The organism is Streptomyces sp. NPDC057617 (genome assembly GCF_042800555.1).
Classification (GTDB): Bacteria; Actinomycetota; Actinomycetes; order Streptomycetales; family Streptomycetaceae; genus Streptomyces.
Genome location: NZ_JBHVGV010000003.1, coordinates 173,528 through 199,770 on the forward strand (window position 1 = coordinate 173,528; position 26,243 = coordinate 199,770).

Sequence of the window (26,243 nt, forward strand, 5' to 3'; positions counted from 1 at the left end):
CAAGGCCAGGGCTCAGAGGCTCAGACCGCCCCACGCACTGCCGACGCCTCCCGGGCCAGCGCCTCCACCCGGTCCCAGTCCTTCGCGGCGAGCGCGTCCGGCGGGATCATCCACGTACCGCCGACGCACCCCACGTTCGGCAGGGCGAGATACGACGGGGCCTTGGCGGCGGTGATCCCGCCCGTGGGGCAGAAGCGGGCGCGGGGGAGCGGGCCCGCGAGGGACGAGAGATACGCCGTACCGCCCGCAGCCTCCGCCGGGAAGAACTTCATCTCCGTCACCCCGCGCTCCAGCAGCGCCACCACCTCCGAGGCCGTCGAGACGCCCGGCAGGAACGGCACTCCGGAGTCCCGCAGGGCGTTGAGCAGCGCGTCCGTCCACCCCGGACTGACCAGGAAACGCGCGCCCGCCGATACGGCGTCGGTCACGGCCGCGGCCGAGAGGACCGTACCCGCTCCGACCACCGCGTCCGGCACCCCGGCCGCGATCGCGCGGATCGCGTCCTGCGCGGCCGCGGTCCGCAGGGTCACCTCGATGGCGGGCAGCCCGCCGTTGACCAGGGCGCGGGCGAGGGGTACGGCGTCGGCGGCGTCGTCGAGGACGACAACGGGGATGACGGGGGCGAGGTCGAGCACGGAGGTCATGGCGCTCATCCTGCCGTGCGCCCACTATCCTCCGCAATGATCGTTGCGCATGATGCAACGCAACAGGGCTGTCCTGCTCAGTGGATCTCCCTCAATGGATTTCCGTGACGACCACATCCAGGGCCCAGGTCCGGCCCGCCTTGGCCGGAGCCGTCGCCTCGACCGTATGGCCGAGGTCCCGGAGCGTCTCCACCAGTGCGGCGGGATTCTTCGGCCGGGCGCCGGCCGTCAGCAGATCCCGTACGATCCGGCCCTTCGTCGCCTTGTTGAAGTGGCTCACCACGGACCGCTTCTCGGCGCCGGTCACCGGGTCGGTCTGCGAGTGGAGGACCCGTACGGTCGCGGTACGAGCGGCCAGTTCGCCGGTCGGCCGCCAGGCCGCCGCGTACGCGGACGACCGCAGGTCGAGCACCATCCCGCCGCCCGCCGCCTCGGGCAGTACGGTCTCCATGGGCTCGCGCCAGTACGAGCCCAGCGCGCCGAGCCCCGGCAGCCTGACCCCCATCGAGCAGCGGTACGGGGGGATGCGGTCGCCGATCCGTACCGCACCCCAGAGCCCGGAGAACACCAGCAGCGACTTCCCGGCCCTGCGGCGCGCGGCGGTGTCGAGCGTGGCCAGGCCCAGCGCGTCGTACAGCACCCCGGTGTAGATCTCCCCGGCCGGCCGCGTACCGGCGGTCCGCAGCTCCGCGTTCTTCGCGACCTCGCCCCGCAGCCCCTCACTCAGCCCGAGCACCTCGCGTGCCTTCTCCCCATCACCCGCACACAACTCGACCAGCCCGTCGAGCACGGCGGCCCTGGCCGGGGCGAGCCCGGGCAGCGACAGGGATTCAAGCTTCAGCGAAGCACCGCGCCCGGAAGGGGCCTTGCCTTCCGACGGCGGCAACAGCACGAGCACGTGACTTCTCCTCAGGGGTACGGGGACGGCTCCGCGTCAGCGTAGGCGACCCCCACCGAGGCGCACCGAGGTGATCGGGCCCGGCCCCGGCGGGTACCATGGTCAATACGGCAGACGAGCCGGGCGGACGGCCGCGTGAGGTCCCCCAGGGGCTTCCCGAGGAACGTCCGGGCTCCACACGGCAGGGTGGTGGGTAACGCCCACCCGGGGTGACCCGCGGGACAGTGCCACAGAAAACAGACCGCCGGGGACCTAGGTCCCCGGTAAGGGTGAAACGGTGGTGTAAGAGACCACCAGTGCCCAGGGTGACCTGGGCAGCTAGGTAAACCCCACCCGGAGCAAGGTCAAGAGGAGCGCCGTAAAACGTGCTCTGCGCGGACGTTCGAGGGCTGCCCGCCCGAGTCCGCGGGTAGACCGCACGAGGCCGACGGCAACGTCGGCCCTAGATGGATGGCCGTCTCCCCGGCCGCCGCAAGGCACCGGGCGAACAGAACCCGGCGTACAGCCCGACTCGTCTGCCGCTTAGGGCTTCTGATCAGTAGAAACGGAGATCAGAGGCCTTCTCCATGTATGTGTGGGTCTCGCTGGACCCTGGTCCGCACTGGTTCAAACGGGATCGCGCGTCGACGTATGCAGCCACGAAGGTAGCCATCCCTTGCGGGTCGGCGAGTCGGGGAACCGTGGAGGGCGCCTGCCTGATCCAGGGCCTTCTACGGCGGAGCGAGCGGAGTGTTGACTCCTTCTGGCTACGCCGGTGTTTCTCCAGGTTCTGGGGCGTCCTCGGATGGGACGTCGCCTCATTTGGATCGTTGGGTAGTCTGCACCGCGTGGCGGGACACACCGCCGGGGAGAGCTACGGCCAGCATGGACATGCGCGGGCCGCGCGCCGGACGCCGGACGCCGAGGGGGAGCGAGGACGCCGTGGAACCGCTGAGGGGTGACGACCCCACTCACATCGCGGGCTTTACGCTGCGCGGCCATATCGGCTCCGGCGGTATGGGCCGGGTATATCTCGGCGAGTCACCCGCCGGACAGCAGGTCGCCGTCAAGGTCATCAAGACGTCCGTTCTGGACACCGAGACCCGCAGCAGGTTCGTCCTCGAAGTGGAGAACCTCAGGAAGGTCTTCGGCCCCCGGGTGGCAGCCTTCGCAGGTGCCGACCCGCTCGCTGACCAACCCTGGCTCGCCGTCGACTACGTCCCCGGCCCCGACCTCCTGCACCACGTTCGCGACCACGGCACGCTCCCGCTCGTCGAGACTGCGAGCCTCGGCGCGCTGCTCGCCGAGGGACTCACCTCTGTCCACCAGGCTCAGCTCCTGCACCGGGACCTCAAGCCGCAGAACATCCTGCTCGGCCCCGACGGCCCCAAGGTGATCGACTTCGGCCTCGCGGTGCTCGCGGAACGCCGTACGACACTGACCGCGACGGGTGTCGTGGTCGGCAGCGTCCTGTGCATGCCGCCCGAGCAGGCGGAGGGCACTCACCAACTGACCCCGGCGGCGGACGTGTACGCCCTCGGCGTGGTGCTGCTCTTCGCCGCCACCGGCCACTACCCGTACGACGGTGACAACTGGCTCGCGGTCGCGGCCCGGATCGGCGACCCGCACCAGGCCCCGGACCTGACAGGATTGCCCACGGAACTGACGCCCGTCGTGTCTTCGATGCTCGCCTTCGACCCGGCCGACCGTCCCTCCCTCCCGGACGTCACCGACGCACTGGTGGCGGTCCTCAACGGCTCCGGCGTCTCCGCCCGGCAGGCCCGGCAACGGCTGATCGCGCGGACGGCACCGCATGCGGGTGTTCGCCATGGCCGCGACGTCCTTGGCGAACTCACTCCATATCCCCTTGACCGGCGCGAAGCCCGGGAGCGCGAGGGCGTCCACGTCGGCTGCAAGCGCGTCGGGCGGCTCATGCGCCAGGCCGGCCCTGGCCGGGATCAGCCCGCGCCGGACGGGCAAGGGCTTCACCCGCCGGGACCCCGACGCCGACTTCGCTCCTGACCTGGTGCAAAGCGACTTCACCGCGAAGGGGCCGAACCGATTGGGGGTCACTGATCTGACGGTGATCGCGACGCTGGAGGGACCGCTGTGGCTGTCCGCGATCCGCGACACATTCTCCCGCCGGGTAGTGGCCTGGGAAACCTCCGCCCGCGCGGACGCAGACCTGGTGCTGACCTTGCTGGAATACGCCCTCGCCAGCCGCGAAGTCGCGCCCGGTGAACTCATGTACAACCCCCGCCGCATCCAAAAACGGCTCGGCCACCTCAGCCCAATCGAGTATGAGGAGCAGCACTACGCCGACCAGGCAGCGACCGAACCCGTGAACCTGAAACCACGTCAGCCCGCCCTGACCAGCTAGTCAGCCACACCCGCACACCGGGGGAACCGCATGGCGGTGACACTCCGAGGGTCCGTTTCGGCTGAGCTGGCGAGATGCGTTGCGGCGTGGCGGACAACACGATCAGCGGAGCGCCTTGTGCCGCTTGATCGTTGCCAGCGCGAATACGGCCACCGCTGCCAGGGCGGCCGCAGCGGTCAGCATGGCCAGGCTGATTCCGTCAGCGATGGATCCCGGTGTCGCGTGCGCGCCCTGTTTGACGGTGTGGTGGTCGGCGAGCGAAACGAGAAAGGCGATACCCAGGGCGGTTCCGATCTGGGTGGCGGTATTGATCAGGCCGCCGGCCAGACCCTGATCGGCGTCGGGAACATCGGCGGTCGCCGTCATCGCGGCCGTTACGAAGAAAGGGCCGAAGCCGAGGCCGCAGATGACCATGCCTACCACGACATAGCCGTATCCGCTGTTGGCGTCGGCCGTTCCGAGTATGACGAGGCCGACGGCGAAGACGGCGATACCAGTGATCAGAACACGCCGTGCTGTGAACGCCGCCGCGAGGCGGGGCGTGAACTGCGAGACCACCGCGGTGACGATACCGAGGGGGAGTACGGAGACTCCGGCGTCGATCGGCCCGTTCAGCCGGACGTTCTGGAAGAGCAGGGACAGCAGCAGTGTCAACGCGCCCATGATGCCGGTTACGAACAGCACCACGGTGTTGACGGCGCTGACGGAACGGATGCGGAAGATGCGCAGCGGTACGAGCGGGGCGACCGAACGCCGCTCGACAAGGATGAAGCAAGTGCTGAGGACAGCACCCAGGATGAGAGGAAGACCGGTCTTTACCGGGTCCCAGCCTATGGCGCCGGCTTCGCTGATGCCGAGCAGCAGGGCCCCCGAGCCGAGCGTGGCGAGAACAGCGCCGGGGATGTCGTAGCGGCGGGGTTTGGGCACGACCCCTGATTCGGTGAGGAGCACGAGAGCGAGGGGCGCGACGATCGCGACGAAGGGGACGTTGATGAGCAGGACGGCACGCCACGAGACGAGTTCCGTGAGGAGCCCGCCGAGGATGACACCGATGGAGAAGCCGCTCGCTGTGGCTGAGCCGAACCAGCCCAAGGCCCGCTGCCTGAAGACGGGGTCGGGGAACGACGTAGTGATGAGGGAGAGGAGGGCGGGTGCGATCAAGGCTGCCGCGGCTCCCTGCGCGGCGCGCATGACGAGGAGAAGTGGGAAGCCCTGGGCGACGCCGCCGATCAGGGACGCCACGCCGAAGACAGTGAGTCCCAGAACGAACATCCGGCGGCGGCCGACGAGGTCGGCCAGCCGGCCGCCAAGTGGCAGAAGACCGCCGAAGGCCACGGCGTAGACCGTCACGGTCCACAGCGAGGCATTCGTCGTGATCGTCAGGGAGGATTCGATATCGGGAAGTGCGAGATTGACGACCGAGAAGTCGATCATCAGCATCAGCTGTGCGATGCAGAGCAGGGCCAGTGCACCATTCCTGGAGCGAGTCCTGGTTCCTTTGCCTGTGCCGGAGATTTCCACTTCGGTCATGTTGTTTTCCCTGCGAAGTCAGTGGGAGCGACCGGCCCGGGACGTGTGGCGATGCAGCTGAGTCGTTCCATGGCTGTGAACAGCGACTGTGGGGCGGTGGCGAAGTTGAGACGTAGGAATCCCGGGGATGCGCCGAACCGAGTGCCGTCCAGGAGGCGTACCCCGGTGTGCAGTCTTATCCGCTCGGCCAGCTCCGGTACTTCTCCGGTCAGCCGCAAGGCGCGAGCGTCGATCCACAGGAGGAACCCGGCCTCCGGCTCACTGCTCGGCAGTGGGAGGGAAAACTCCGTCAAGGCCTGGCGGGTGACAGCCGCAGTCCCGGCGAGGTGACGCACACGTGCGTCCAGCCAGTCATGACTGCTGGGGGCCAGGACGGCTTGGGCGACGGCGTCGCCGAAGAAGCTGCCTTCGTAGTATCCCCAGGAACTGAGTCCGCTCAAGATGGCCCGGCGTTGGACAGGAGTGCCGGTCACCGCGAACGATGTCTGCAGCCCTGAGACGTTGAAGGTCTTACCGGCAGAGTGCAGGACGATCCAGTTGCGGTTGTCGGCCACGGTGGCCCAGGGGCGGTGCCGCACGCCGGGGTAGGTGAGGTCGCTGTGCACCTCGTCACTCATGACGAGGACCCCCGCCTGTTCGGCTGCGGCGGCGACGCCGGCCAGCTCTTCGGGAAGCCATACCCGTCCGACCGGGTTGTGTGGGCTGCACAGGACCAGCGTCCCGGCGCCGGATGCACGGAATTCGTCCGCGAGCCTCTGCGGGTCCAGGGTGTAACGCAGATCGGGGTCATGCGTCAGGGGCACGGTTCTTACGACGGCTCCCACCGCGCGGGTCACCTTCAGGATGCCGCTGTAAACCGGGGTACAGACCACGACGGGGCGGCTCAGGTCGGCGCACGTTTCCAGTGCCATGCGCAGGGCTGCTTTGACGCCGAAGGGCAGGAGCAGGATCTCGTCTTCCCTCACCTGCCAGTCGTGCCGGTCCGCGTACCAGTCACGGATCCGGCCGCGCAGCATCTCGGAGGCAAGGGTGTAGCGGATGTTGTCCCGGTTCGCCCGCGCGTGTACGGCTTCCAGGGCAGCAGGAGGGCTGGAGAAATCCATGTCGGCGATGTCGAGGCCGATGAGCTGTCCCGGCGCGGTGGTCCCTGGTGTGGAAGCGAAGTCGTGGTGCCTGACCGCGTCGGACGCACCGGTGATATGACCGGCAGTGAAGTGCGCGGAAGCCGGCTGCCTGTCAGTCACGGTTGAATCCCAGGCTCCGGCGCAGGATACGGAGGGCGTTTGAGGCCAGGTCGCGTGCGCGTTCGGTGCCCTCGTCCAGCAGGAGGTCGAGGGAGAGCGGGTCCTTTTCGAGTTCCTTGATCCGCTCGCTTATGGGGACGATCACTTCGGTGAGCCTGGTCAGCAGCAGTTCCTGGGCTTGCTCCGGAGTCATCTCGCGCCGGCGCAGAGCGTCAGCGATCCGATTACCGTCCTCGGTGCGGTCGAGGGCCTCAAGGTAAACCTGAGGAACGCAGCGGCCGTCTTCTGCCCACATCTTCGTGTGGGCGACGATTGTGCGGAGTTCTGCCCTGCCGGAGCGCAGCGGAATGGTGTTGCCCCGGCTGCGGCTCATCTTCCGTCCGCCGTCCAAGCCGGGCAGGTCGAGGGTGGAGACCACGGCGACCGGCCCCGGGAGAACCACATCCCATTGTTCCCGGAGGCGGTCAAGCAGTGTACGGGCAAGGGCGACGTGACCTGCGTTGCCCTCACCGACGGTCACGCGCGTGGCACCGATGCCGATGATGTCTGCGGATTCCAGGACAGGCCAGCCGAGCAGGCCGAGGGACGCGGGGTTTCCGGGCCCCGTTTCGCGGCGGAGGAAGCCGGCCTGGGCGGAAAGCTCATCGACGCTGGCGAAGTTCTGGAGCAGAGTGTGGATCAGGGAGAGCTCCGGGACTTCCGACTGCCGGTAGAAGACGCACTGCAGGGGGTCGATGCCCGAGGCTATGCACTCGGCGACCAGCATGCGGCAGCGGTGCGGAATGTCGGCGGTGACCGTGCGCTCTGCGCGAGGCGCGAGCATGTGGAGGTCCGCGACGGTGAAAAATGCCTCGTCGCACCCCTCCATCTCCTGGCCGAAGGGGGCCACCGCACCCCGATAGTGCCCGAAATGCAGAGGGCCGGTCGGCGGAGCACTGGTCAGCAGACGAGACATCGAATCTTCCTGTGATGATGGATGGCACACAACCGTGACCCCCTGCTGCCCCGGCCGACGGGGGCTCCCGCGCGGGAGCACGCCGTACCGGTAGGGGCCGGTGCCGGAGTCGGTAGGGCCTCCGGCACCGGGTGATCAGGCTGCCTCAGGTGGCCGGCTTGACCGTGATCTCGTGTCCCGCACCCACTCCGTAAGGCAGCACACCCTTGCCTCGGACTTCGCCGAACTCGTGCAGGTCGAAAGAGCTGCCCGGGTAGACGACCCAGGTGCCGTCTTCCAGCTCCATCATTCGCTTCCAGTACACGGCGTCGAACGTCTCTCCGCCGACTTCGACGACGAGCTTGTCGCCGTACTCGAAGCTCTGCTTTCGCATGGGGAACTTGGCGTTGCCGAAGTTGTCGACGTGCACGATGGTGCCTTCGGTGGGCAGCGTGCGGCGGATCTTGTCGGCCGGGAACGGCTTACCGATCTCCGACATCGGCTTGCCGGCCGCGAACTGCCCGACGGCGGGACCGTGGACGAACTTCCCACCGAACGGCACGAAACCGGGGTCGTGGACCTCATAGCACTCCGCCACGCCGAACTCGTCGACGAGCCAGCCCGCCGCCCCGGTGTTCGTCCCTTCGAAGACGAACCCGTTCTCGGTTCGGCCGATGATGCGCTCGGTGCGCTCCTGGATGCTGTTCATGATGAACATGATCATGGTGTCGGGTGTGGATATCTCCGCCACCAGCCGCACCATGAAACCGGCGTTGAGGACGGAGAAGGGCTGGACGGGTACCAGCGGCTCAATTCGGATGTCCGCGTCCGGGTTGTATGCCTCAGCGGCGCGGAAGATGGAGGATCGCATTTCAACGAAAGCCACATCGGTACAGTCGGAGACTACGACAATGCGCTTGATGGACACAAATACTCCTCAGGTGGGGCGGATCAATGTACGGGGATGGCCAGTGCCTGCGTCAGGACTTCTGGGTGAAATGCACTGCATCGAGGCCCAGTCCGAGCATGTCGAACAGGTCCTTGCCGTCGAGCGGTGCTATCTCAGCGAGCGGGACATCACAGAGCACCAAGAAGTTCTCGACAGCTTCCGCATTTTCGCTCTCCAGTCCGAGATAGGACTGATTCGCGCCGGGCCAGAAGTTGAACTGAAGCCGTACCCCGTTCACCTCGGCCGTTTCGATGCGCCGCTCCTGGACGGGACGGTCGACGTAATGCAAAGACCGCAGCAGTTCGGCACCGACATCCGTCGACTCCACGCCGACGTGAACTTCCTCGTCGAACCGGAACGGCCGGTCCGGCAGCAGATTCGCCCGCTTGAACTGCACCCGGCATGCGTCCCCACTGCTCTGGATCCGGGCGCTGATCCCGCAGTACGAGCGGTCGGGATCGTCGAAGGGCAGGATGCTCTGCACGCGATCCATGATCTCGACATCATGAGTGCTCAAATAGGCACGTACCCGGTCCTGGAACACAGGGTCGAAGAGCACGGTTTCATAGCGCCCCTGATACTGATGTCCCGTGGTGCCCCGCAGACCGGCCTGGCGCATCGCTGCGAAGATCGCCTTCTTGCGCTCGACGGGAGGAAGTTCGAGCAGAGGCGCCAGACGGCCGGCTACCGCGTCCACCAGGACCGGCACACCGACAAGGCTGCTGGGTGTATCAACATCAGCCAACAGCACAGCGGGGATGGCGAGTTCACGGGTCAGGGCAGCTGAATGGGAGAGCGCGTTACCCACACGGACGACCAGTGCCGACGCGTCCCGCAAGCGGTCGAGTTCACCGGCCGTGGGCATACCGTCAAGGATGACTACCTGGCCCAGACGCGCCGGACCTTCACCTGCCGGCGTGAGCACACCTACGCCGTATCCCGGTGAGAGCACCTCGTCGACGGCGACAGCTCCGGCGGTTTCGGGCCGGGTCATGCGCAGTGGCTGCGCCACCGGTGGAACAACGATGTCGCGGGACTGGAAGATGTACAGCTGCCCCTCGTGCAAACCCCACTCAACGTCCTGTGGGCTGCCGAATTCGGCTTCCAGGCTGTGCCCGAGTGTCGCCAGGACCTCGCTCAACGTGCCCTCGGTCACGGCCCAGTCCCGGCGACCAGCGGGGGAGGCGGCTCCACCGCTGCGCGAGAGAGTGAAGCGATCCATCGCCCCGAGCCCCGCTACCACCCGGGTGCCCAGCCCCTTGCTGGACTCCACCAGCATCGTGGCGTTCTCCGCGATCGGGTTCCTGCTGTACAGGACGCCCGAGACCTCGCAGGGCACCATACGCTGGATCAGTACGTTCATCGGCGCGCGTTCGGTCGCGCCATGCATCGAGCGGTATGCCTTCGCGTCCACGGAGTCCGCACTGTCCCGGCACGCTTGGATGGCAGTGAGGACCTCGTCCGTCGTGCGGCGGTTCAGGTAAGACTCGTACACACCGGCGGCACTCGCGAGCGGCGAGTCTTCATCGGCCGAGGAACTGCGCACTACCACCGGAGATCCGGCGAAGACCGTTTCCATCAGCTCCCCCACGTCCTCGGCGAGCTCTTCGGCACTGGCCTTGGAATATCCTTCCTCGCTGATTACATAAGCGGTAGGTACTGGAAATCCAGCGCTGAGCATTCTCCGCAGACGGTTCGCTTTGGCTCCGACGTCGATATGACATCGCTCCAGCGGAAAAAACAAGTACATAGAAAATTAATCCTATTCGATACGAATGGGGTGCCCCCGGGATCACGCGCGACCCGTCGGCCAATTCTGAGGCAGGGCCGCATCCGCGAGGAACGGTGCGCGCCTTCATTGCCTTCCGGTACGGAGTTCTTTGCCTTCCCGTCCTGTGGCGCATCGGCTGTCCTAATTGTTCGTAACTGATTGGTGTGCATATTCTGGGGGTGTCTGTGTGATTGTGACTGTTTAGCCTCGATCTTGCATGAGCCCTCGTTCGATGTTGGCGGGGGCTTTTTGCTTGGCGGTTCTCGGTTCGTTCTGGAGGTGTGAGGTTCCCCCGCTGCACGGGAGGTACTGACTAGGAGGGTGTCTCGGTTACCGGTAACCCGGTTGCGGTTCGTGATCATTCATGCGGGATGATCTCGGTATGCGTGATGGGGATGGGCTGTTTGAGGTCGAGCCCTACACCGAAAAGCACGGCTACCCGCCCTACGATCCGCGGCTCATGGTGCGTCTCCTGATCTACGGCTACACCACCGGCGTCCGCTCCTCCCGGGCGATCGAGCGCCGCCTGGCCGACGACGTCGCCTTCCGGTTCCTGGCCGCCGGGCAGGAACCGGACTTCCGTTCCATCGCCCGGTTCCGTCGCCGCCACCTCGATGCGCTCGCCGGCCTGTTCGCGCAGTCGCTGCTGAGGACCAGACCTTCGGCGTGGACGGCAAGGAGGCGGACCTACCCGCCGAGCTGGATCGGCGTGAGAAGCGTCTGGCGAAGCCCCCGAGATGCGGGGAATGGTGACAGCAGGTCACATGGCTGGATCCCGAGGAGCCCGACCTCGCACGAGAGGACCGGCGCAAGGTGACGGTTCGGCTGCTCGTTTACACGGGGCGGCGCGGCGCGATCAACCGCACCACCTGGAACACCAAGGCGTGGGAGCCCGCGCTCGCGACTGCGGGAGTCATCCCGCCGCTGCCCGAGCGACAGCCGGGCGAGAAGCCGTCGCGTGTATGGGAGCCGAGCCGAGAGCACGGCTTCCACGTTTTGCGCCATACGTACGCCGCGGTGATGCTCGAAGCCGGTGAGTCGATTGTCTCGCTCGCGAAGTGGCTGGGGCATTCCGACCCGGCGTTCACGCTCCGGACGTACACGCATTTCATGCCGCAGGCCGGCGCGCGTGGGCTGTCTGCCATCGAGGCGTGGTTCACGGACTCGGCTGAAAGTCCCTGAGAAGTCCCAGAGGGCGGGACCAGCCGCCGGATGCCCGTAAACGTGCAGGTCGGAGCTTGATTGCTCCCTGGGCGGGGCAGAACCCGGCGTACAGCCCGACTCGTCTGCTTTTACGGCCCTGACCAGGGACAACGACCTGGTTGGGGCCACATTGCGTCCGTTGACGCTTCCCGCTGGATGCCTTGACGACGTCGGCCGGCGGCGGGTCGCCGGGCGCGCTGGACGATCCGGTCGCGGTGAAGTGCGTGGCAGCGGCCGTCATCGCCGCGAACGCGGCCCGGGTGAACTGGTTGGTGTAGATGGCCAGGGAGACCCGGCCTCGCCCAGCTCCTTCGCCAGGTCGGGCACCTGACCGTGGGGCCTTGTCCTGGTCTCCGGGCAGCGGGCCGGCCGGTGGGCGGGCGGTGCCGATCTGTTCGGCGGCTGCACGCCCGCGTCGGGCCGCGGTGTGCGGCCCGACGCGGTCTGTGCGGCCGGGTGGGTTACGGGACCGGCGGGACCGGGACGAAGGTCAGGCCCGCCGTGACCGAGGACCGTGCGAAGCAGCCCGCTGCGGCGAACGACGCCGTGTAGCTGGCCGCCGTCACGATGGTGGCGGGAACGGTGACGGTGGGCGGGGCGAGGGTCGCCACGCCGCTGGCGTCGGTGACGGCCGTGCCGATCAGGATCGGCCCGGTCACTGCGTTGGCGGTGAAGGTCACCGTCATGCCGGGGATCGGTGCGTTGGTCGCGGCGTTCCTCAGCGTCGCGTTCATGGTCTGGATGACGAAGGTGCCATTGAGCCGCAGCCGGACCTGCCGGGGTGCGGCCGTGAGAGTGGTGGCCACGCTCGTCGCGTTGATGACCACGGAGCCCGTTGACGCCCCGAAGCACGGCGCGCCGTTGTAGTGGGCGGTGATGGTGCCGGAGGACAGGCTGGTGGAGCTGAAGCAGGCTTGGCCGGCGGCGTTGACGGCGACCGTCGCGTTAAGGCCGCCGGGGCCGGTGAATGTCACTGTGCCGGTGGGTGTGCCCGAACCTGGCGCGTTCGTCGTCACCGTCGCACACACCGTCACTGACTGCCCGCAGACAGACGGGTTCGGCGTCGCGGTCACCGTCGTGGTGGTCGCCGCCGGGTTGACCGTGGCGGTGGCCGTACCGGTGGAGCCGGTGAAGCACGGCGCGCCGTTGTAGTGGGCGGTGATGGTGCCGGAGGACAGGCTGGTGGAGCTGAAGCAGGCTTGGCCGGCGGCGTTGACGGCGACCGTCTGGTTGAGCCCGCCGGGGCCGGTGAATGTCACTGTGCCGGTGGGTGTGCCCGAACCTGGCGCGTTCGTCGTCACCGTCGCACACACCGTCACCGACTGCCCGCATACCGACGGGTTCGGCGTGAGCGAGACCGTGGTGGTGGTGGCGGCGGGGTTGACCGTGACGGCGACGGTGCCGGACGAGCCGGCGAAGCAGGGTCCCTCACCGTTGTATGTGGCGGTGATTGTGCCGGTGGACAGGGAGGTCGTCGTGATGCAGGCCTGGCCGGCGGCGTTCAGAGCCACCGTCTGGTTGAGCCCGCCGGGCCCGGTGAAGGTGACGGTGCCGGTCGGGGTGCCCGAACCTGGCGCGTTGGTGGTGACGTTGGCGCAGACCGTCACCGACTGACCGCAGACGGACGTGCCGGGGGTCGCGGTCACGGTCGTGGTGGTCGCCGCCTCGTTCACGGTGACGGCGACGGAGCCGCTGGAGCCGCCGGCGCAGCTGCTGCCGTTGTACGTGGCGGTGACCGCGCCGGTGGACAGGGAGGTGGTGGTGATGCAGGCCTGACCACTCGCGTTCAGCGGCACTGTCTGGTTGAGCCCGCCCGGACCCGTGAACGTCACCGTCCCGGTGGGCGTGCCCGAACCCGGTGGGGTGATGGTGACCGTCGCGCAGATTGTGACGGACTGGCCGCACACCGATGTCGCCGGTGTCGCCGTCACCGTCGTGGTGCTGGCGGCCGGATTGACCGTGAGGGAGGCGGCGCCGGTGGACGGCAGGAAGCAGCTGCTGCCGTTGTAGACGGCGGTGACGGTGCCGGTGATCAGCGAGGTGCTGGAGAAGCACGCCTGGCCACTCGCGTTCAGCGGCACCGTCACGTTCAGCCCGCCGGGTGCGGTGAAGGTGACGGAGCCGGTCGGCGTACCGGAGCCCGGCGCGTTGGCGGTGACGGTTGCGCAGAGCGTGACCGACTGGCCGCAGACGGACGGGTTCGGCGTGGCCGTCACGGTCGTGGTGGTGGCGGCCGGATTGACGACGAGGACGACGGAGCCCGCGGATGCCGCGAAGCAGGGACCCTCACCGTTGTACGTGGCGGTGATCGTGCCGGAGGCCAGGGACGTACTGCTCAAGCATGCCTGTCCGCCGGCGTTCAGCGGCACCGTCACGTTCAGGCCGCCGGGGCCGGTGAACGTCACCGTGCCGGTGGGTGTACCCGAACCCGGCGCGTTCGTCGTCACCGTCGCACACACCGTCACCGACTGCCCGCAGACAGACGGGTTCGGCGTCGCGGTCACTGTCGTGGTGGTCGCCGCCTCGTTCACCGTGGCGGTGGCGGTGCCGCTTGACGCGGTGAAGCAGGCTGCGCCGTTGTATGTGGCGGTGACCGTGCCAGTGGAGAGGGAGGTGGTGGTGATGCAGGCCTGACCACTCGCGTTCAGCGGCACTGTCTGGTTGAGCCCGCCCGGACCGGTGAATGTCACTGTGCCGGTGGGTGTGCCCGAACCGGGCGCGTTTGTCGTTACGGTCGCGCAGACCGTCACCGTCTGCCCGCAAACCGACGGGTTCGGCGTGAGCGAGACTGCGGTGCTGGTCGAGGCCGGGTTGACCGTTGCGGTGGCGGTGCCGCTCGACGCGGTGAAGCAGGCTGCGCCGTTGTACGTGGCGGTGACCGTGCCGGTGGTCAGCGACGTCGTGGTGATGCAGGCCTGACCACTCGCGTTCAGTGGCACTGTCTGGTTGAGCCCGCCGGGGCCGGTGAATGTCACTGTGCCGGTGGGTGTGCCCGAACCGGGCGCGTTCGTCGTTACGGTCGCGCAGACCGTCACCGTCTGCCCGCACACCGACGGGTTCGGGGTGAGCGAGACCGCGGTGCTGGTCGAGGCCGGGTTGACCGTGACCGTGACGGTGTCGCTGGACGCGGCGAAGCACGGGCCCTCGCCGTTGTAGACGGCGGTGACGGTGCCCGAGGCCAGGGTGGTGGTGGTCAGGCAGGCCTGGCCGGCAGCGTTCAGAGCCACCGTCTGGTTGAGCCCGCCGGGGCCGGTGAACGTCACCGTGCCCGTGGGCGTACCCGAACCTGGCGCGTTCGTCGTCACCGTCGCGCACAGCGTCACCGTCTGCCCGCACACCGACGGGTCGGGGGTCGCGGTGACCACCGTGGTCGTCAACGCCTCGTTCACCGTCACGTCGACCGTGCCGGTGGACGGCGCGGCGCAGTCGTCACCGCTGTAGGTGGCCGTGACGGTGCCGGAGAGCGTGGCGGGGGCGGTGAAGCAGGCCTCGCCGGCGGCGTCCAACGGCACCGTCTGGTTCAGCCCGCCCGGGCCGGTGAAGGTCACCGTCCCCGTGGGCGTACCCGAACCGGGCGGGTCGATGGTGACGCTCGCGCAGAATGTGACCGTCTGGCCGCACACCGACGGGTCGGGGGTCGCGGTCACGGTCGTGGTGGTCGCCGCCTGGTTGACCGTGACGTCGACGGTGCCGGTGGACGGGTTGGCGCAGGAGCTGCCGTTGTAGGTGGCCGTGATCGTGCCGGTCTCCAGCGAGGTGGTGGTCAGACAGGCCCCGCCGGTGGCGTCCAGGGTGACTGTCTGGTTCAGCCCGCCCGGGCCGGTGAAGGTCACGGTCCCCGTGGGCGTACCCGAACCGGGTGGGTCGACGGTAACGCTCGCGCACACCGTCACCAGCTCACCGCAGACCGAGGGGTCGGGCACTGCCGTCACCGTGGTGGTGGTGTCGGCGGGGTTGACCGTGACGGCGACGGTGCCGGACGAGCCGGCGAAGCAGGGTCCCTCACCGTTGTATGTGGCGGTGACCGTGCCGGTGGACAGCGACGTCGTGGTGATGCAGGCCTGGCCGGCGGCGTTCAGAGCCACCGTCTGGTTGAGCCCGCCGGGCCCGGTGAAGGTGACGGTGCCGGTCGGGGTGCCCGAACCTGGCGGGTCGGTCGTCACCGTGGCGCACAGGCTCACCGTCTGGCCGCAGACGGACGGGTTCGGGGTGGCGGTGACCACCGTGGTCGTCGACGCCTCGTTCACTGTCACATCTGCCGTGCCGGTGGACGGGTTGAAGCACGCCGCGCCGTTGTAGACGGCCGTGACCGTCCCGGTGGTCAGCGTGGTGGTGGTCACGCAGGCCTGTCCGGTGGGGTCGAGCACGGCGGTCTGGCTGAAACCGCCCGGAGCTGTGAACGTCACCGTGCCCGTCGGAACGCCGGAACCGGGGGCGTCGGTGGTGACCGTCGCGCAGAACGTCACCAACTGACCGCACACCGACGGGTCCGGCGTGACGGCGAGAGTGGTCGTGGTGTCTGCCGGGTTGACTGTCACGTCCGTGCTGCCGGTCGAACTCAGTGCGCAGCTGTCGCCGTTGTAGGTGGCCGTGATCGTACCGGTGGCCAGCGCGGTGGTCGTGACGCACGCCTCGCCGGTGGCGTCCAGGGTGACTGTCTGGTTCAGCCCGCCCGGGCCGGTGAAGGTCACCGTCCCCGTGGGCGTACCCGAACCGGGCGGGTCGATGGTGACCGTCGCACAGACCGTCACGAGCTCGCCGCAGACCGACGGATCGGGGACGGCGGTGACCAAGGTGGTGGTCGTGGCCTGGTCGACCGTGACCGCGACCGCTTCGGCTGAGCCCGCGAAGCACGGGTCCTCGCCGTTGTAGACGGCGGAGACCTCTCCGGTGACCAGTGTGGTGGTGGTGACACAGGCCTGGCCACCGGCGTCGAGGGGGACGGTCTGGTTGAGACCGCCGTCGGCCGTGAAGGTCACCGTGCCCGTCGGTGTGCCCGAACCCGGTGGCTGGGCGGTGACCGTCGCACAGATGGTGACGCTCTGTCTGCACACGGACGGGTCGGGGGCGACTGTGACGTCGATGTTCGTCAGTGCCTCGTTCACCGTCACGTCGACCGTGCCGGTCGACGGCGCGGCACAGGAGTCGCCGTTGTAGGCGGCGGTCACCGTGCCGGTGGCCAGCGAGCCGGTCGTCACGCAGACCTGGCCGGCGGGGTCCAGCACGGCGGTCTGGCTGAAGCCGCCGGGACCGGTGAAGGTCACCGTGCCCGTGGGGACGCCGGCGCCGGGCGGCTCGATCGTGACCGTCGCGCAAAGGGTGACCGGCTGGCCACAGACCGACGAGTCAGGGCTGGCCGTCACCACCGTCGTCGTGTCCGCCTGGTTGACCGTGACGTCGACGCTGCCCGTGGAGCTCGCGGCGCAGTCGTCACCGCTGTAGGTGACCGTGACGGTGCCGGTGATCAGCACCGCCGTCGTCACGCAGGCGTGGCCGCTGCCGTCGAGCACGGCGGTCTGGTTGAGCCCGCCGGGACCGGTGAAGGTGACGGTGCCGGTCGGGGTGCCCGTGCCGGGCGGGTCGATGGTGACGGTTGCGCAGAGGGTGACGGTCTCGCCGCAGACCGAGGGGTTCGGGCTGGCCGTCACGACGGTGGTGGTGTCCGCGGCGTTGACGACCTGGTTCACGAGGCCGGACGACGACGGGTCGAAGGTGCTGTCGCCGCTGTAGGCGGCGATCGCCTGGTGGGTGCCGACGCTCAGGTCGTCGATGGTGACCTGGGTCTGGCCGGTGGCGTCCAGGGTGCCGACGAGCGTGGGCCCGTCGTCGCTGATGATGACGCTGACGGTGCCGGTCGGGGTGGTGGTCTCCGGCGGTACCGGGGAGACCTGAACGGTAAAGGTGACCGACTCCCCGCAGACCGAGGGATTGGGAGACGATGTCAGCGTGGTGATGGAACTGGCCATGGCGCAGCCTCCTTTGGGAGTGTACGAGGCCAGAGCGACCCGACGCCCTCCGGGTGACAGCGGAAATGGCACGCCGCAATGAAAGAAGCTGTGTCGGCGCATTACTCACCTGGTCACGCGGGCGCCGGGGAATCACTCTCCAGCGTTTCCCAGTAGGCGCCCTGGTCCCATTCATCCGCCATACGGGTGCACGCAATTTCACCCGTATGGCGGAGCGCCCAGGGGGGGGCGGGGGCGTAATTCAGATATTCTCCGGTACCCACCGGCGCGGGAATACATAAAGGCCGTCCGCCCCGCTCACGGAAAGCGCACCGGCGGTACGGCGACTACTGGTTGACGACGATGACGGTGCCGCCGCCGCGCCGCCGCGCGGCCTCGGCCTCCTGGCGGGTGGGGTAGTCGCGCATTGCTCCGTTCGGCAGGACCAGCCGGTAGATGGTCGCTCGTCCGCCGCCACGTGCACCGCAGTTGCATCCCATGGGAACTCCTCCTTCGTGCTCCGTCGTACTTCCTTCAGTCGAGCCAGGTGGATGCCAGGCCCGCCAGGTAGGACAGCGTCAGGACCATGGCGACCGCCTGGAAGACGGTGGTGTCGCCAGCCAGAAAGGCGAGCGGCACGACCGATGCGGCGACCCAGATCCCCGTGCACCAACCGCAGGTGACCAGATAGGCGGGACCGGATTCGTCCCCGAAGCGATCGGCCACCCACGTGCGCAATCCGGCAGCCAGTACGTCCTTGGTTATGAATCTGGTGATACGACAAATCGCGCCGAGAGCCAGAAGAAACACCACCGGGTCCATGCAATTCATCGTAAGACGAGCCATATTTATGCGGTAGGCCCTTGCGCAAGCATTTCCATGACAGGAATACGCAAGGAAAACAAGTGCTCTTGTGGTGCTTATGGGGCGCACTCCTCCGGGCCGCGGCCCGGACGCGCGTGATCGCCCGGAGGACGACGTGCCCGACTGCGAGGCCACCCGTGTGGTGCACTACGCCGCGATCCGCCAGCCCCTGGACCCGAGGTGCACGCATCGCCGCCGCGGTGGTGCCGGTGCCGTCGGCGGGGGCATGCACCGGCGAACCGGGCCTGGGCGGCTGAAGCCGACAAGTAAGTCAAGCCTTACTTTCATGGATATTTTTCTGCATAGTGGAGGGCCGAGTCGAGAGGGGGTCGGCCGTTGCCGCAGGTGGATCAGGGTGCAGCAGGACAGGTCGAGGCCGAGCAGGCGCACGTAACGGCCATGTACGCGCTGCTCGATGAGCGATTGGCAGACGTACGGGCCCAGTTGGCGGACGTGCTGAGGTCGTCCGCCGGCAGTGCGGGCGAGGTGTACGCGCGCGATGTCGCCGCGGAGCGTCTGGCGCGGCAGGTTCGCCGGCTTGAGGGGGCCGAGGAGGGGCTGGCGTTCGGCCGGATCGACGGTGCGAACGGAACCGTCCTGCACATCGGACGGCTCGGCCTGTACGTGGGTGACCGGGACCTGCCGCTGCTCGTCGACTGGCGGGCGGAAGCGGCGCGGCCCTTCTACGCGGCGACGGGCGTCCACCCGATGGGACTGCGGCGCCGCCGTCACCTGCGGGTCGAGGAACGTGCGGTACGCGCGGTGAGCGACGAACTGCTGGACGGATCCGCGCCCGCGGTCGGTGACATCGTCGGTGACGGTCCGTTGGCGGAGGCGCTGGAGGCGCGGCGCACGGGGCGGATGCGCGCGGCGGTGGCGACGTTGCAGGCGGAGCAGGACGCGATCGTCCGGTCCGCGCATCAGGGGGTGACGGTGGTGCAGGGCGGCCCCGGCACGGGCAAGACCGTCGTCGCGCTGCACCGGGCGGCGTACGTGCTGTACGCGTTCTCGCGCGCTGCCGAGCGTGGTGTCCTGGTGCTCGGGCCGAACGCGCGGTTCCTCGACTACGTCTCCCGGGTGCTCCCTTCGCTCGGGGAGAACGACGTGGACCTGGCGACGTGCGGGGAACTGGCCGGAGTGATCCCCGTCGCGGCGGAGCCGTCCGATGTCGCACGGCTCAAGGGGAGTTCCGCAATGGCCGAGGCGCTGGTGGACCTGGTGCGCTCCCGGCAGGCGCCGCCGGACGCGGGGTTCGCGGTGCGTGTGGCGCAGGAGTGGGTCCGTCTCGAAGGCGCGGATGTCGCGGCGGCACGAGAGGCCGCGGCAGCGAGCGGCCTGGCGCACAATCGTGCGCGGGACGTGTTCAAGGAGCATCTGATCGGCACGCTCACGAGCGCGCTGGAACGCGGCACCGTCGAGGCCCTCGATCACATCGACGCCGAGATCGCCGAGAGCACGGGTCTCGACCTCGATGCCGCGGCCGAGGCCGACCTGCGGGCGCTCGGCTTCCATGACGCACCGGCCGCCGACCCGGCCGAGATGTTCGACGCGGACGCCCTCCGCGCGAACCTCATGGGGGACGCGCACGTCGACCGTGCGGTGGAGGTTCTCTGGCCACGGCTCGCGCCCGAAGCGCTCGTACGGGACCTGCTGACGGACACCCGCACCATGGCCGCACATCTGCCGTCGCTCACCGGTGACGGCCGCTCCCGGCTGCTGCGCTCTCCTGACGCCGCGTGGACCGATGCCGACGCACCGCTGTTGGACGAGGCGGCACATCTGGTGGACGGGCCGCCGGAGCGGACGTTCGGGCACGTCGTCGTCGACGAGGCCCAGGAGCTGACCGCCATGCAGTGGCGGATGGTGATGCGCCGGTGCCCGGCCAGGTCGATGACGCTGGTGGGCGACTTCGCCCAGGCAGGTCCCGCGACGGCAGCGAGGGACTGGTCCCAGGCGCTGGACCCGCATCTCGGCAGCCGGTTCACCCTGCACACCTTGACCGTCAGTTACCGTACGACGCGGGAAATCCTGGCGACCACCCGCGACCTGCTCGCCCGGATCGCCCCCGGTCGGACGCCGGGCCGGTCGATCCGCCATGGCGAACATCCCCGCAACCTCACCGCGTGCCCGCACACACTCGCCGCCACTGTGGCCGCGGAACTCCAGGCACAGGCCGCGGCGCACCCGGGCGAACTGCTCGCCGTGATCTGCGCGGATGCCCGAATCAAGGACATGGCATCCGCCGGTGTCGCACAGTGGGCGCGCCTCGTGCCGGCGTCCGAGGCCCGCGGGCTGGAGTTCGACGCCAGCGTCGTCGTCGCCCCGGAAGAGATCGCCGCGGCCCGCCCGAGCGGCGAACGTGACCTGTACGTCGCCCTCACCCGTGCCACCAAGAGACTGTGCACGATCGCCGTCCGCCCCGTGTCACATCACGCCTCATGCCCCCCTCTGAGGGCACTCGGAGCTGATACCTCGACGGGCTGACACGGCACCGAGCCGTGCCGGTTCGCCGGAGCGAGCACACCGCGCCGGCAGCAGCGTCGAGAACCGCTCCCGGATCGGGCCAAGGACGTCAAGGGCGTCAAGGACAGAGGACGCCGGCGCAGAAGGACAGAGGACGCCGGCGCAGGCACGAAAGCGCCTTGAGTCTCAGGCGGCCCGGCCGAGCTGTGCGGTGAAGAAACCGGTCAGCTTCTCCACGACCGGGCCGACGTACTGCTCCTTGTCGTAGAGGTCGACATGGCTCGCGCCCTCGACCCAGTGGATCTGCTTGGGGCCGACCGCCTTCTGGAACGCCTCGATGCTCATCCACGAGGTCACCGCGCGGGTCCCGACGACCATCAGCAGCGGACGCCGCCCGATGAGCGGCATGGGCGCGAAGGCATCGAAGGCGGCCATCTTGTCGATACTGGTCCAGTCGAAGAAGGACGCCGAGCGCGGGTGCTGCGCGCGCGGGGTGCGGTAGTACTCGAAGCCCTCGGCGCCGTGCTCGCCGCCCAGCGCGCGGGCCTGCTCGATCGACTCGGGGAAGAGGGTGAGTACCGGCGGTTTCCCGCCGGCAGCCGTGGTGGTACGGGCGTTCGCCGCCGCGTCCAGCATGCTCCGGAACACCGTCGGGTCCTGCGTACCCTCGGCGCCGTGACGGAACTGGCGGGCGATGTCCACTGCGCTCACCGTGGCGACGGCCTTGATCCGGTGGTCGCCGCCCGTGGCGGGCAGGACGTAGCCGCCGGCGGCACAGATACCGAGCGCGCCGATCCGGTCGGCATCCACCTCGGGACGGGCGGTGAGGCAGGAGACACCGGCCTTGAGATCCTCGATGCGCTGGGCCGGGTCCTCCAGTCCGCGCGGGATCCCCCCGCTCTCGCCCTGGTAGGCGGCGTCGAAGGCGAGGGTGACGAAACCCCGCTCGGCGAGCCGGCTCGCGTAGAGCCCGGCCGTCTGCTCCTTGACCCCGCTGCCGGGGTGGCCGACGACGATCGCCGGACGGGGGCGGTCGTCGGTGGCCGGCGGGGCGTAGAGGTGACCGGCGAGGGTGATGCCGGCACTGTCGAAGGTGACGTCGGTTCTCATCACGGAGTGCTCCGTTGCGCTGTCGGGACAGAACCCAGGGCGAGCTGGGTTCCGGCCGGGCGAGTGGGGTTCCGGCCGGGCGCCGTGCCGCGGCCTGATCCCACCGTCGCCCTGCTCCCGCGCGGGCAACAGAGACAGACTCCTGCCCGGGAAGAAACCTGCCCCCTCAGCGGACAGCGGGCAGCGCACAGAATGGGCATATGACCCCGCCCTCCGGACTCGGCGAGCTCGGCGCCTTCCTCAAGGCCCGCCGCGCCCAGCTCACCCCACACGAAGTCGGCCTGCCCGAGACCGACAGCCACCGCAAGGTCGCGGGGCTGCGCCGCGAGGAAGTCGCCCGGCTCGCCGCGATCAGTGTCGACTACTACACACGGCTGGAGCAGGGCCGGGTCCAGGCATCGGCATCCGTGCTCGCCACTCTCGCACGTGCGCTGCGCCTCGATGACGACCAGCAGACCTACCTCTTCGGGATCGCGGGCAAGACCGACGCCGGACCGCGTCGCCGGCGTGCCGCCCAACGTGTACGCCCGGCCGCCCGCCGCCTGCTCCAGCAGCTCACCGAGACCCCCGCCCTCGTTCTCGGCAAACGCATGGACATCCTTGCCTGGAACCACGCCGCCACCGCGCTCTACACCGACTTCGCCCGCATCCCCGCCGCACGGCGCAACTACGTGTACATGCTGTTCACCGACCCCGCCTTCCGCGGCATGCACCTCGAATGGGAACACGACGCCCGTGACGCGGTCGCAGCCCTGCGCATGGAAGCAGCCAACGGCTCCGACGACCCGGCCCTCGCCCGACTCGTGGGCGAACTCTCCCTGCAAGACACCGACTTCCGCACCTGGTGGGCCGAACACCACGTCAACTCCGGCGGCTACGGCACCAAGCACTACCGGCACCCCACCGCGGGCGACCTCACCCTCGACTGCGACACCTGGGACAGCCCCGACGGCTCCGGCCAACGCCTCATGGTCCTCACCGCGGAACCCGGCTCGACATCGCACGACGCGCTGCGCATCCTCATCTCCTGGGCACCCGCCGGCCAAGCGGTACCAGGCCGCGTAGCGATACCAGGCCGCGCCGTACCGCCCGCTGATACGGACCGCCGGCATCCGGACACCTGACGAGCAGGGCTCGACCCATTCCAGAAGCCCGACACCTCTGGGGTTTCCCGGGCGGGAGCTGCCTCTTCCTCGATTATCGGCTACGGTGTAGCCGTTAATTGCTCCGCCGGTTGATTGCTCCGTCGAAGGAGGCGTCCGTGTCCGTGGAAGAGAACGTGTGTGACGACACCGACGTGCTGGTGGTGGGTGCGGGGCCGGTCGGGATGGCGCTCGCGCTGGATCTGGTCCGCCGTGGGGTGCGGGTGCGGCTGGTGGAACGGGGAGCGGATACGTTCCCCGGGTCGCGGGCCAAGGGGGTACAACCGCGCACGCTCGAAGTGTTCGACGATTTCGGCATCGTGGATGCCGCACGCGCGGCGGGCGGCCCGTACCCGCCGATGGGCCTGCATGTGGGGCCGGCGTCGGTGAAGTGGGTGATGCAGAAGCCCGCGGCGCCCGACCCGGGCACGCCGTACCCGGACATCCTGCTGCTGCCGCAGTACGCCACCACCGAGATCCTGCGCGGCGCGGTCGAGGAGGCCGGTGTGGCGATCGAGTTCGGCGCCGAGGTCACCGGCGTCACCCAGGACGCCGCGTCGGTCACCGCGGAGCTGGCCGACGGGACGTGCGTGCGGGCCCGGTACGTGGTCGGCACGGACGGCGCGAGCAGCGTCGTCCGCAAGTCGGCCGGGCTGGCATTCACGGGATCCACCGACGAGGCGGACCGGATGCTTGTCGTGGACGGGCGGGTGGCGGGCCTGTCCCGGGACCGGTGGCATGTGTTCCCGCGACTCGGCGGCCGGACGGTCGCGGCGTGCCCGCTTCCGGGCGGCGAGAACTTCCAGGTGATGATCAAGATCAGGCCGGACGATCCGGTCGACCTCTCGGAGCCCGCGCTGGCGGAGTTGTTCGGCCGGCTCGCCGGCCGGGGGATGCGGTTGACGGACGTGACCTGGGCGTCGGTGTTCCGGCCGAATGTACGGCTGGCCTCGGCATACCGGCAGGGGCGGGTACTGGTGGCGGGGGACGCCGCGCACGTGCACACCCCGGCCGGGGCGCAGGGCCTGAACACCGGGGTGCAGGATGCCTACAACCTGGGCTGGAAGCTCGGCCAGACGCTGGCCGGCGCGCCGGACGACCTCCTGGACAGTTACGAGGGCGAGCGGCGTCCGATCGCTGCCGCCGTGCTGGGCCGGTCCTCGGAGCTGTACGCGGGTGCCAAGAAGGCCAGGCCCGGGGCGCTCAGGCGGGGCGCCGACGAGCGGCAGCTCTCGCTGACGTACGCCGGCGGACCGCTCGCCCGGAGCTCGGGCCCGGTCGCCCGGACCGGCACGCTGGAGGTGGGCGACCGGGCGCCGGACGCCGCGCTGGCACAGGAGCGGCTGTTCGACCTGTTGCGTGGCCCGCACTTCACGCTGCTGGCGTTCGGGGAGCGGGCGGGGGCCGAACTGGAGAAGGTGGCGTGGCCGTCGCGCGGCGCGGCGCTGCACCGGCACCGGCTCACGGAACGGACCACCTCCGGCGGGACGGCCGAGCGGGCGGTCCTGGCGACGTACGGGATCACCTCCGACACACTGGTCCTGGTGCGGCCCGACGGCTACATCGGGCACATCGTGACGTACGGCGAGTCGTCCAGCGGGTCTTTGTCCCCCGGCCCTTCGGAGGCACTCGGCTCGGAGGCGCTCGGCTCGGAGGCATGCGACCTTACAGAGCTGCACCGGGCTGTCGCGCTCATGACGCCGCCGCTGTAGTGGTCATGGAACCGCGCCTGATCCCGGGAAGCCCCGCCTGGTGGGCGGCGCGCCCCCGTACGCCGGCGGCGGCGGCCGAGGCGCCGCGCCGCGGGCGCCCCCCGGTCGACTTCGGCCGGATCGTGGCCACCGCGCTGCGGCTGGTGGACGAGGTGGGCGTACAGGCGTTCACCCTGCGGATGCTCGCCGACGCCCTGGGCTCGGGCACCGCGACGCTCTACCGCCACTTCGCCGGCAAGGACGAACTCCTCGTTCACGTCGTGGATCACGTTCTGGGCGATGTCGGCACACCCGCCCCCGGGGCCACCGCGACCTGGCGGGAGTCCCTCACGGCTGTCGCCGATGCCCTGTACCTCACCCTGCGGCGGCACCCCCATGTCCTTCCCCTGCTCATCGCCCAGGTCCCGATCGGTCCCAACGGCCTCGCGCAGCGCGAACGCGTCCTCCAACTCCTGCTGGCGCACGGCTTCCCCGCCGACCTGGCGGCGCGCGCCTTCACCGCCGTGAGCCACTACGTGATCGGCTTCGTCGCCCAGCAGCACGGCCCCGGCTCCGCGGACCCCGACAGCGCCCCCGCCCTGGCCGCGTTCTACCGCGGCCTCGACACCGCCACGTACCCCGCCATCACCACGGCCGCCCGGACACTCACCCGCACACCCCTCGACGAAGAGTTCCGCTTCGGCCTCGCCCTCCTCGTCACAGGGCTGGAGCACCTCGTGGACGGTCACCCGCCCCAGGCGCTGTGACGAAGACGTGGCCTGCCTGGCGGTGAGTTCCCTGTCGAGTTCTGGGCGTTGAGCAGCGGCACGAAGCCCCCGACCGCAAGAGTCGGGGGCTTCTCCGCGTCAAGGGGCCGGCTTGTCGGGGCGCCGGTTTGACGCCCCGATGGATACCGGTTTGACGCCTCAATGGATAACCGCTATCTATTGGTTGTCGTAGAGGAGGGCGGTCCGTGCAGGACGTGGTGCTGGCGCTGCTGGTCAAGGAGCCGTCGCACGGGTACGAGCTGCGCAGCCGGTTGGCGGCGGCGCTCGGACCGTTGGGGGAGACGCTGAACGCCGGGCAGATCTACGTGACGCTCACCCGGCTCGAAAAGGCGGGGCTGGTCGTCCTTGAGCGTGTGGACGTGCCGGTGCGCGGTCCGCGGCGCAAGGTGTACGCGCTGACCGGTGACGGGCAGGAGCGGGTGGCCGCGTGGATGGCCGAGAGCGCCGGGGCCAGAGCGGATGTGACGGAGTTCCACCTGAAGCTGGTGGCCGCCGCCGAATCGGGTCTGGCCGATCCGCTCGCGCTCGTGGACGCGCGGCGGCGAGAGCTGATGCACAGCCTCGCCGAGGCCCAGCGCGCCGCCCTCGCTCATGACACGGACTCGCGGGCCGGGCTGCTTCTGGAGGGCATCGCGCTCCGGCTGCAGGCCGATCTGCGCTGGTTGGAGGCGTGGGGGGGGGGGGGGGGGGCGGAGGCGACAGGAGCAG

19 protein-coding genes, 1 other RNA gene and 1 pseudogene are annotated in these 26,243 nt (G+C 69.2%); 10 read left to right on the forward strand and 11 right to left on the reverse strand.

What is annotated here, in order from left to right:
• Positions 1-20 precede the first annotated feature (20 nt).
• On the reverse strand, positions 21-644 hold the full coding sequence (gene eda / locus ACFU9P_RS09710) for a bifunctional 4-hydroxy-2-oxoglutarate aldolase/2-dehydro-3-deoxy-phosphogluconate aldolase (protein ID WP_384078471.1): 624 nt from the start codon (positions 642-644) through the stop codon (positions 21-23).
• 91 nt (positions 645-735) lie between these two features.
• Complete coding sequence (gene yaaA, locus ACFU9P_RS09715; RefSeq protein WP_384078472.1) at positions 736-1,542, reverse strand: peroxide stress protein YaaA; 807 nt, start codon at positions 1,540-1,542, stop codon at positions 736-738.
• Between the two features lie 115 nt (positions 1,543-1,657).
• Here yaaA and rnpB point away from each other — a divergent pair.
• The 3 genes from rnpB to ACFU9P_RS09730 all read left to right on the forward strand — a co-directional run bounded on the left by rnpB (position 1,658) and on the right by ACFU9P_RS09730 (position 3,901).
• Positions 1,658-2,060: RNase P RNA component class A (rnpB, locus tag ACFU9P_RS09720), an RNA gene on the forward strand.
• A gap of 403 nt (positions 2,061-2,463) precedes the next feature.
• Positions 2,464-3,543 carry a serine/threonine-protein kinase gene (locus ACFU9P_RS09725; protein ID WP_384078473.1) on the forward strand — a complete coding sequence of 360 codons (1,080 nt, stop codon included), beginning with the start codon at positions 2,464-2,466 and terminating at the stop codon, positions 3,541-3,543.
• A 4-nt stretch (positions 3,544-3,547) separates the two neighbouring features.
• Complete coding sequence (locus ACFU9P_RS09730) at positions 3,548-3,901, forward strand: DDE-type integrase/transposase/recombinase (RefSeq protein WP_384078474.1); 354 nt, start codon at positions 3,548-3,550, stop codon at positions 3,899-3,901.
• 102 nt (positions 3,902-4,003) lie between these two features.
• On the opposite strand, the gene ACFU9P_RS09735 is transcribed toward ACFU9P_RS09730, so the two are convergent.
• The 5 genes from ACFU9P_RS09735 to ACFU9P_RS09755 form a co-directional block, all read right to left on the reverse strand.
• A complete protein-coding gene (locus tag ACFU9P_RS09735) occupies positions 4,004-5,431 on the reverse strand; it encodes an MFS transporter (protein ID WP_384078475.1) in 1,428 nt (475 codons plus the stop codon).
• The gene (locus ACFU9P_RS09740; RefSeq protein ID WP_384078476.1) at positions 5,428-6,675 is read right to left on the reverse strand and encodes an aminotransferase class I/II-fold pyridoxal phosphate-dependent enzyme; all 1,248 of its coding nucleotides are present in this window, start codon (positions 6,673-6,675) and stop codon (positions 5,428-5,430) included. The genes ACFU9P_RS09735 and ACFU9P_RS09740 overlap by 4 nt, the downstream gene beginning before the upstream one ends.
• Entirely contained in the window at positions 6,668-7,630 is a 963-nt protein-coding gene (locus tag ACFU9P_RS09745; RefSeq protein ID WP_384078477.1) for a hypothetical protein, read from the reverse strand. Before ACFU9P_RS09745 ends, ACFU9P_RS09740 begins: the two co-directional genes overlap by 8 nt.
• Before the next feature lie 145 nt (positions 7,631-7,775).
• A complete protein-coding gene (locus ACFU9P_RS09750; RefSeq protein WP_384078478.1) occupies positions 7,776-8,537 on the reverse strand; it encodes a hypothetical protein in 762 nt (253 codons plus the stop codon).
• Positions 8,538-8,589: 52 nt separating this feature from the next.
• Complete coding sequence (locus tag ACFU9P_RS09755; RefSeq protein WP_384078479.1) at positions 8,590-10,308, reverse strand: PEP/pyruvate-binding domain-containing protein; 1,719 nt, start codon at positions 10,306-10,308, stop codon at positions 8,590-8,592.
• A 439-nt stretch (positions 10,309-10,747) separates the two neighbouring features.
• Here ACFU9P_RS09755 and ACFU9P_RS09760 point away from each other — a divergent pair.
• Both ACFU9P_RS09760 and ACFU9P_RS09765 read left to right on the forward strand, forming a co-directional pair.
• Positions 10,748-11,058: pseudogene (locus ACFU9P_RS09760) on the forward strand (transposase); the annotation flags it as partial.
• 84 nt (positions 11,059-11,142) lie between these two features.
• Positions 11,143-11,511 carry a tyrosine-type recombinase/integrase gene (locus tag ACFU9P_RS09765; RefSeq protein WP_384078480.1) on the forward strand — a complete coding sequence of 123 codons (369 nt, stop codon included), beginning with the start codon at positions 11,143-11,145 and terminating at the stop codon, positions 11,509-11,511.
• A 482-nt stretch (positions 11,512-11,993) separates the two neighbouring features.
• On the opposite strand, the gene ACFU9P_RS09770 is transcribed toward ACFU9P_RS09765, so the two are convergent.
• The 3 genes from ACFU9P_RS09770 to ACFU9P_RS09780 all read right to left on the reverse strand — a co-directional run bounded on the left by ACFU9P_RS09770 (position 11,994) and on the right by ACFU9P_RS09780 (position 18,299).
• Positions 11,994-17,498, reverse strand: coding sequence for a beta strand repeat-containing protein (locus tag ACFU9P_RS09770; protein WP_384078481.1), 5,505 nt, complete (start codon positions 17,496-17,498; stop codon positions 11,994-11,996).
• Positions 17,499-17,824: 326 nt separating this feature from the next.
• Positions 17,825-17,977, reverse strand: a complete 153-nt coding sequence (locus ACFU9P_RS09775; protein ID WP_376382828.1) for a hypothetical protein — start codon at positions 17,975-17,977, stop codon at positions 17,825-17,827.
• Positions 17,978-18,011: 34 nt separating this feature from the next.
• Positions 18,012-18,299 carry a DUF1360 domain-containing protein gene (locus ACFU9P_RS09780; protein ID WP_376382826.1) on the reverse strand — a complete coding sequence of 96 codons (288 nt, stop codon included), beginning with the start codon at positions 18,297-18,299 and terminating at the stop codon, positions 18,012-18,014.
• Positions 18,300-18,740: 441 nt separating this feature from the next.
• On the opposite strand from ACFU9P_RS09780, the gene ACFU9P_RS09785 reads away from it, so the two are divergent.
• On the forward strand, positions 18,741-20,825 hold the full coding sequence (locus ACFU9P_RS09785; protein WP_384078906.1) for a HelD family protein: 2,085 nt from the start codon (positions 18,741-18,743) through the stop codon (positions 20,823-20,825).
• Positions 20,826-20,990: 165 nt separating this feature from the next.
• Here ACFU9P_RS09785 and ACFU9P_RS09790 read toward each other — a convergent pair whose 3' ends face one another.
• Positions 20,991-21,917: an alpha/beta hydrolase gene (locus ACFU9P_RS09790; protein WP_384078482.1), complete on the reverse strand. Its 927-nt coding sequence runs from the start codon at positions 21,915-21,917 to the stop codon at positions 20,991-20,993.
• 197 nt (positions 21,918-22,114) lie between these two features.
• Between ACFU9P_RS09790 and ACFU9P_RS09795 the strand changes: the two genes are divergently transcribed.
• The 4 genes from ACFU9P_RS09795 to ACFU9P_RS09810 form a co-directional block, all read left to right on the forward strand.
• Positions 22,115-23,038: a helix-turn-helix domain-containing protein gene (locus ACFU9P_RS09795; protein WP_384078483.1), complete on the forward strand. Its 924-nt coding sequence runs from the start codon at positions 22,115-22,117 to the stop codon at positions 23,036-23,038.
• Between the two features lie 137 nt (positions 23,039-23,175).
• Positions 23,176-24,768: an FAD-dependent monooxygenase gene (locus ACFU9P_RS09800; protein WP_384078484.1), complete on the forward strand. Its 1,593-nt coding sequence runs from the start codon at positions 23,176-23,178 to the stop codon at positions 24,766-24,768.
• 5 nt (positions 24,769-24,773) lie between these two features.
• Positions 24,774-25,514 (forward strand): TetR/AcrR family transcriptional regulator, encoded by a 741-nt coding sequence (locus ACFU9P_RS09805; RefSeq protein WP_384078485.1) that lies wholly within the window; start codon positions 24,774-24,776, stop codon positions 25,512-25,514.
• Between the two features lie 206 nt (positions 25,515-25,720).
• Positions 25,721-26,243, forward strand: a 523-nt coding sequence (locus tag ACFU9P_RS09810; protein ID WP_384078486.1) for a PadR family transcriptional regulator, incomplete at its 3' end; no start/stop codon positions are given.

What these genes read in the sequence shown, in the direction of transcription:
- ACFU9P_RS09735 (WP_384078475.1), bottom strand. Translation starts at nt 5,431, where the DNA reads ATGACCGAAGTGGAAATCTCCGGCACAGGCAAAGGAACCAGGACTCGC.
- eda (WP_384078471.1), bottom strand. Translation starts at nt 644, where the DNA reads ATGACCTCCGTGCTCGACCTCGCCCCCGTCATCCCCGTTGTCGTCCTC.
- ACFU9P_RS09785 (WP_384078906.1), top strand. Translation starts at nt 18,741, where the DNA reads ATGTACGCGCTGCTCGATGAGCGATTGGCAGACGTACGGGCCCAGTTG.
- ACFU9P_RS09805 (WP_384078485.1), top strand. Translation starts at nt 24,774, where the DNA reads ATGGAACCGCGCCTGATCCCGGGAAGCCCCGCCTGGTGGGCGGCGCGC.
- ACFU9P_RS09795 (WP_384078483.1), top strand. Translation starts at nt 22,115, where the DNA reads ATGACCCCGCCCTCCGGACTCGGCGAGCTCGGCGCCTTCCTCAAGGCC.
- ACFU9P_RS09770 (WP_384078481.1), bottom strand. Translation starts at nt 17,498, where the DNA reads ATGGCCAGTTCCATCACCACGCTGACATCGTCTCCCAATCCCTCGGTC.
- ACFU9P_RS09745 (WP_384078477.1), bottom strand. Translation starts at nt 7,630, where the DNA reads ATGTCTCGTCTGCTGACCAGTGCTCCGCCGACCGGCCCTCTGCATTTC.
- ACFU9P_RS09775 (WP_376382828.1), bottom strand. Translation starts at nt 17,977, where the DNA reads ATGGGATGCAACTGCGGTGCACGTGGCGGCGGACGAGCGACCATCTAC.
- ACFU9P_RS09780 (WP_376382826.1), bottom strand. Translation starts at nt 18,299, where the DNA reads ATGGACCCGGTGGTGTTTCTTCTGGCTCTCGGCGCGATTTGTCGTATC.
- ACFU9P_RS09755 (WP_384078479.1), bottom strand. Translation starts at nt 10,308, where the DNA reads ATGTACTTGTTTTTTCCGCTGGAGCGATGTCATATCGACGTCGGAGCC.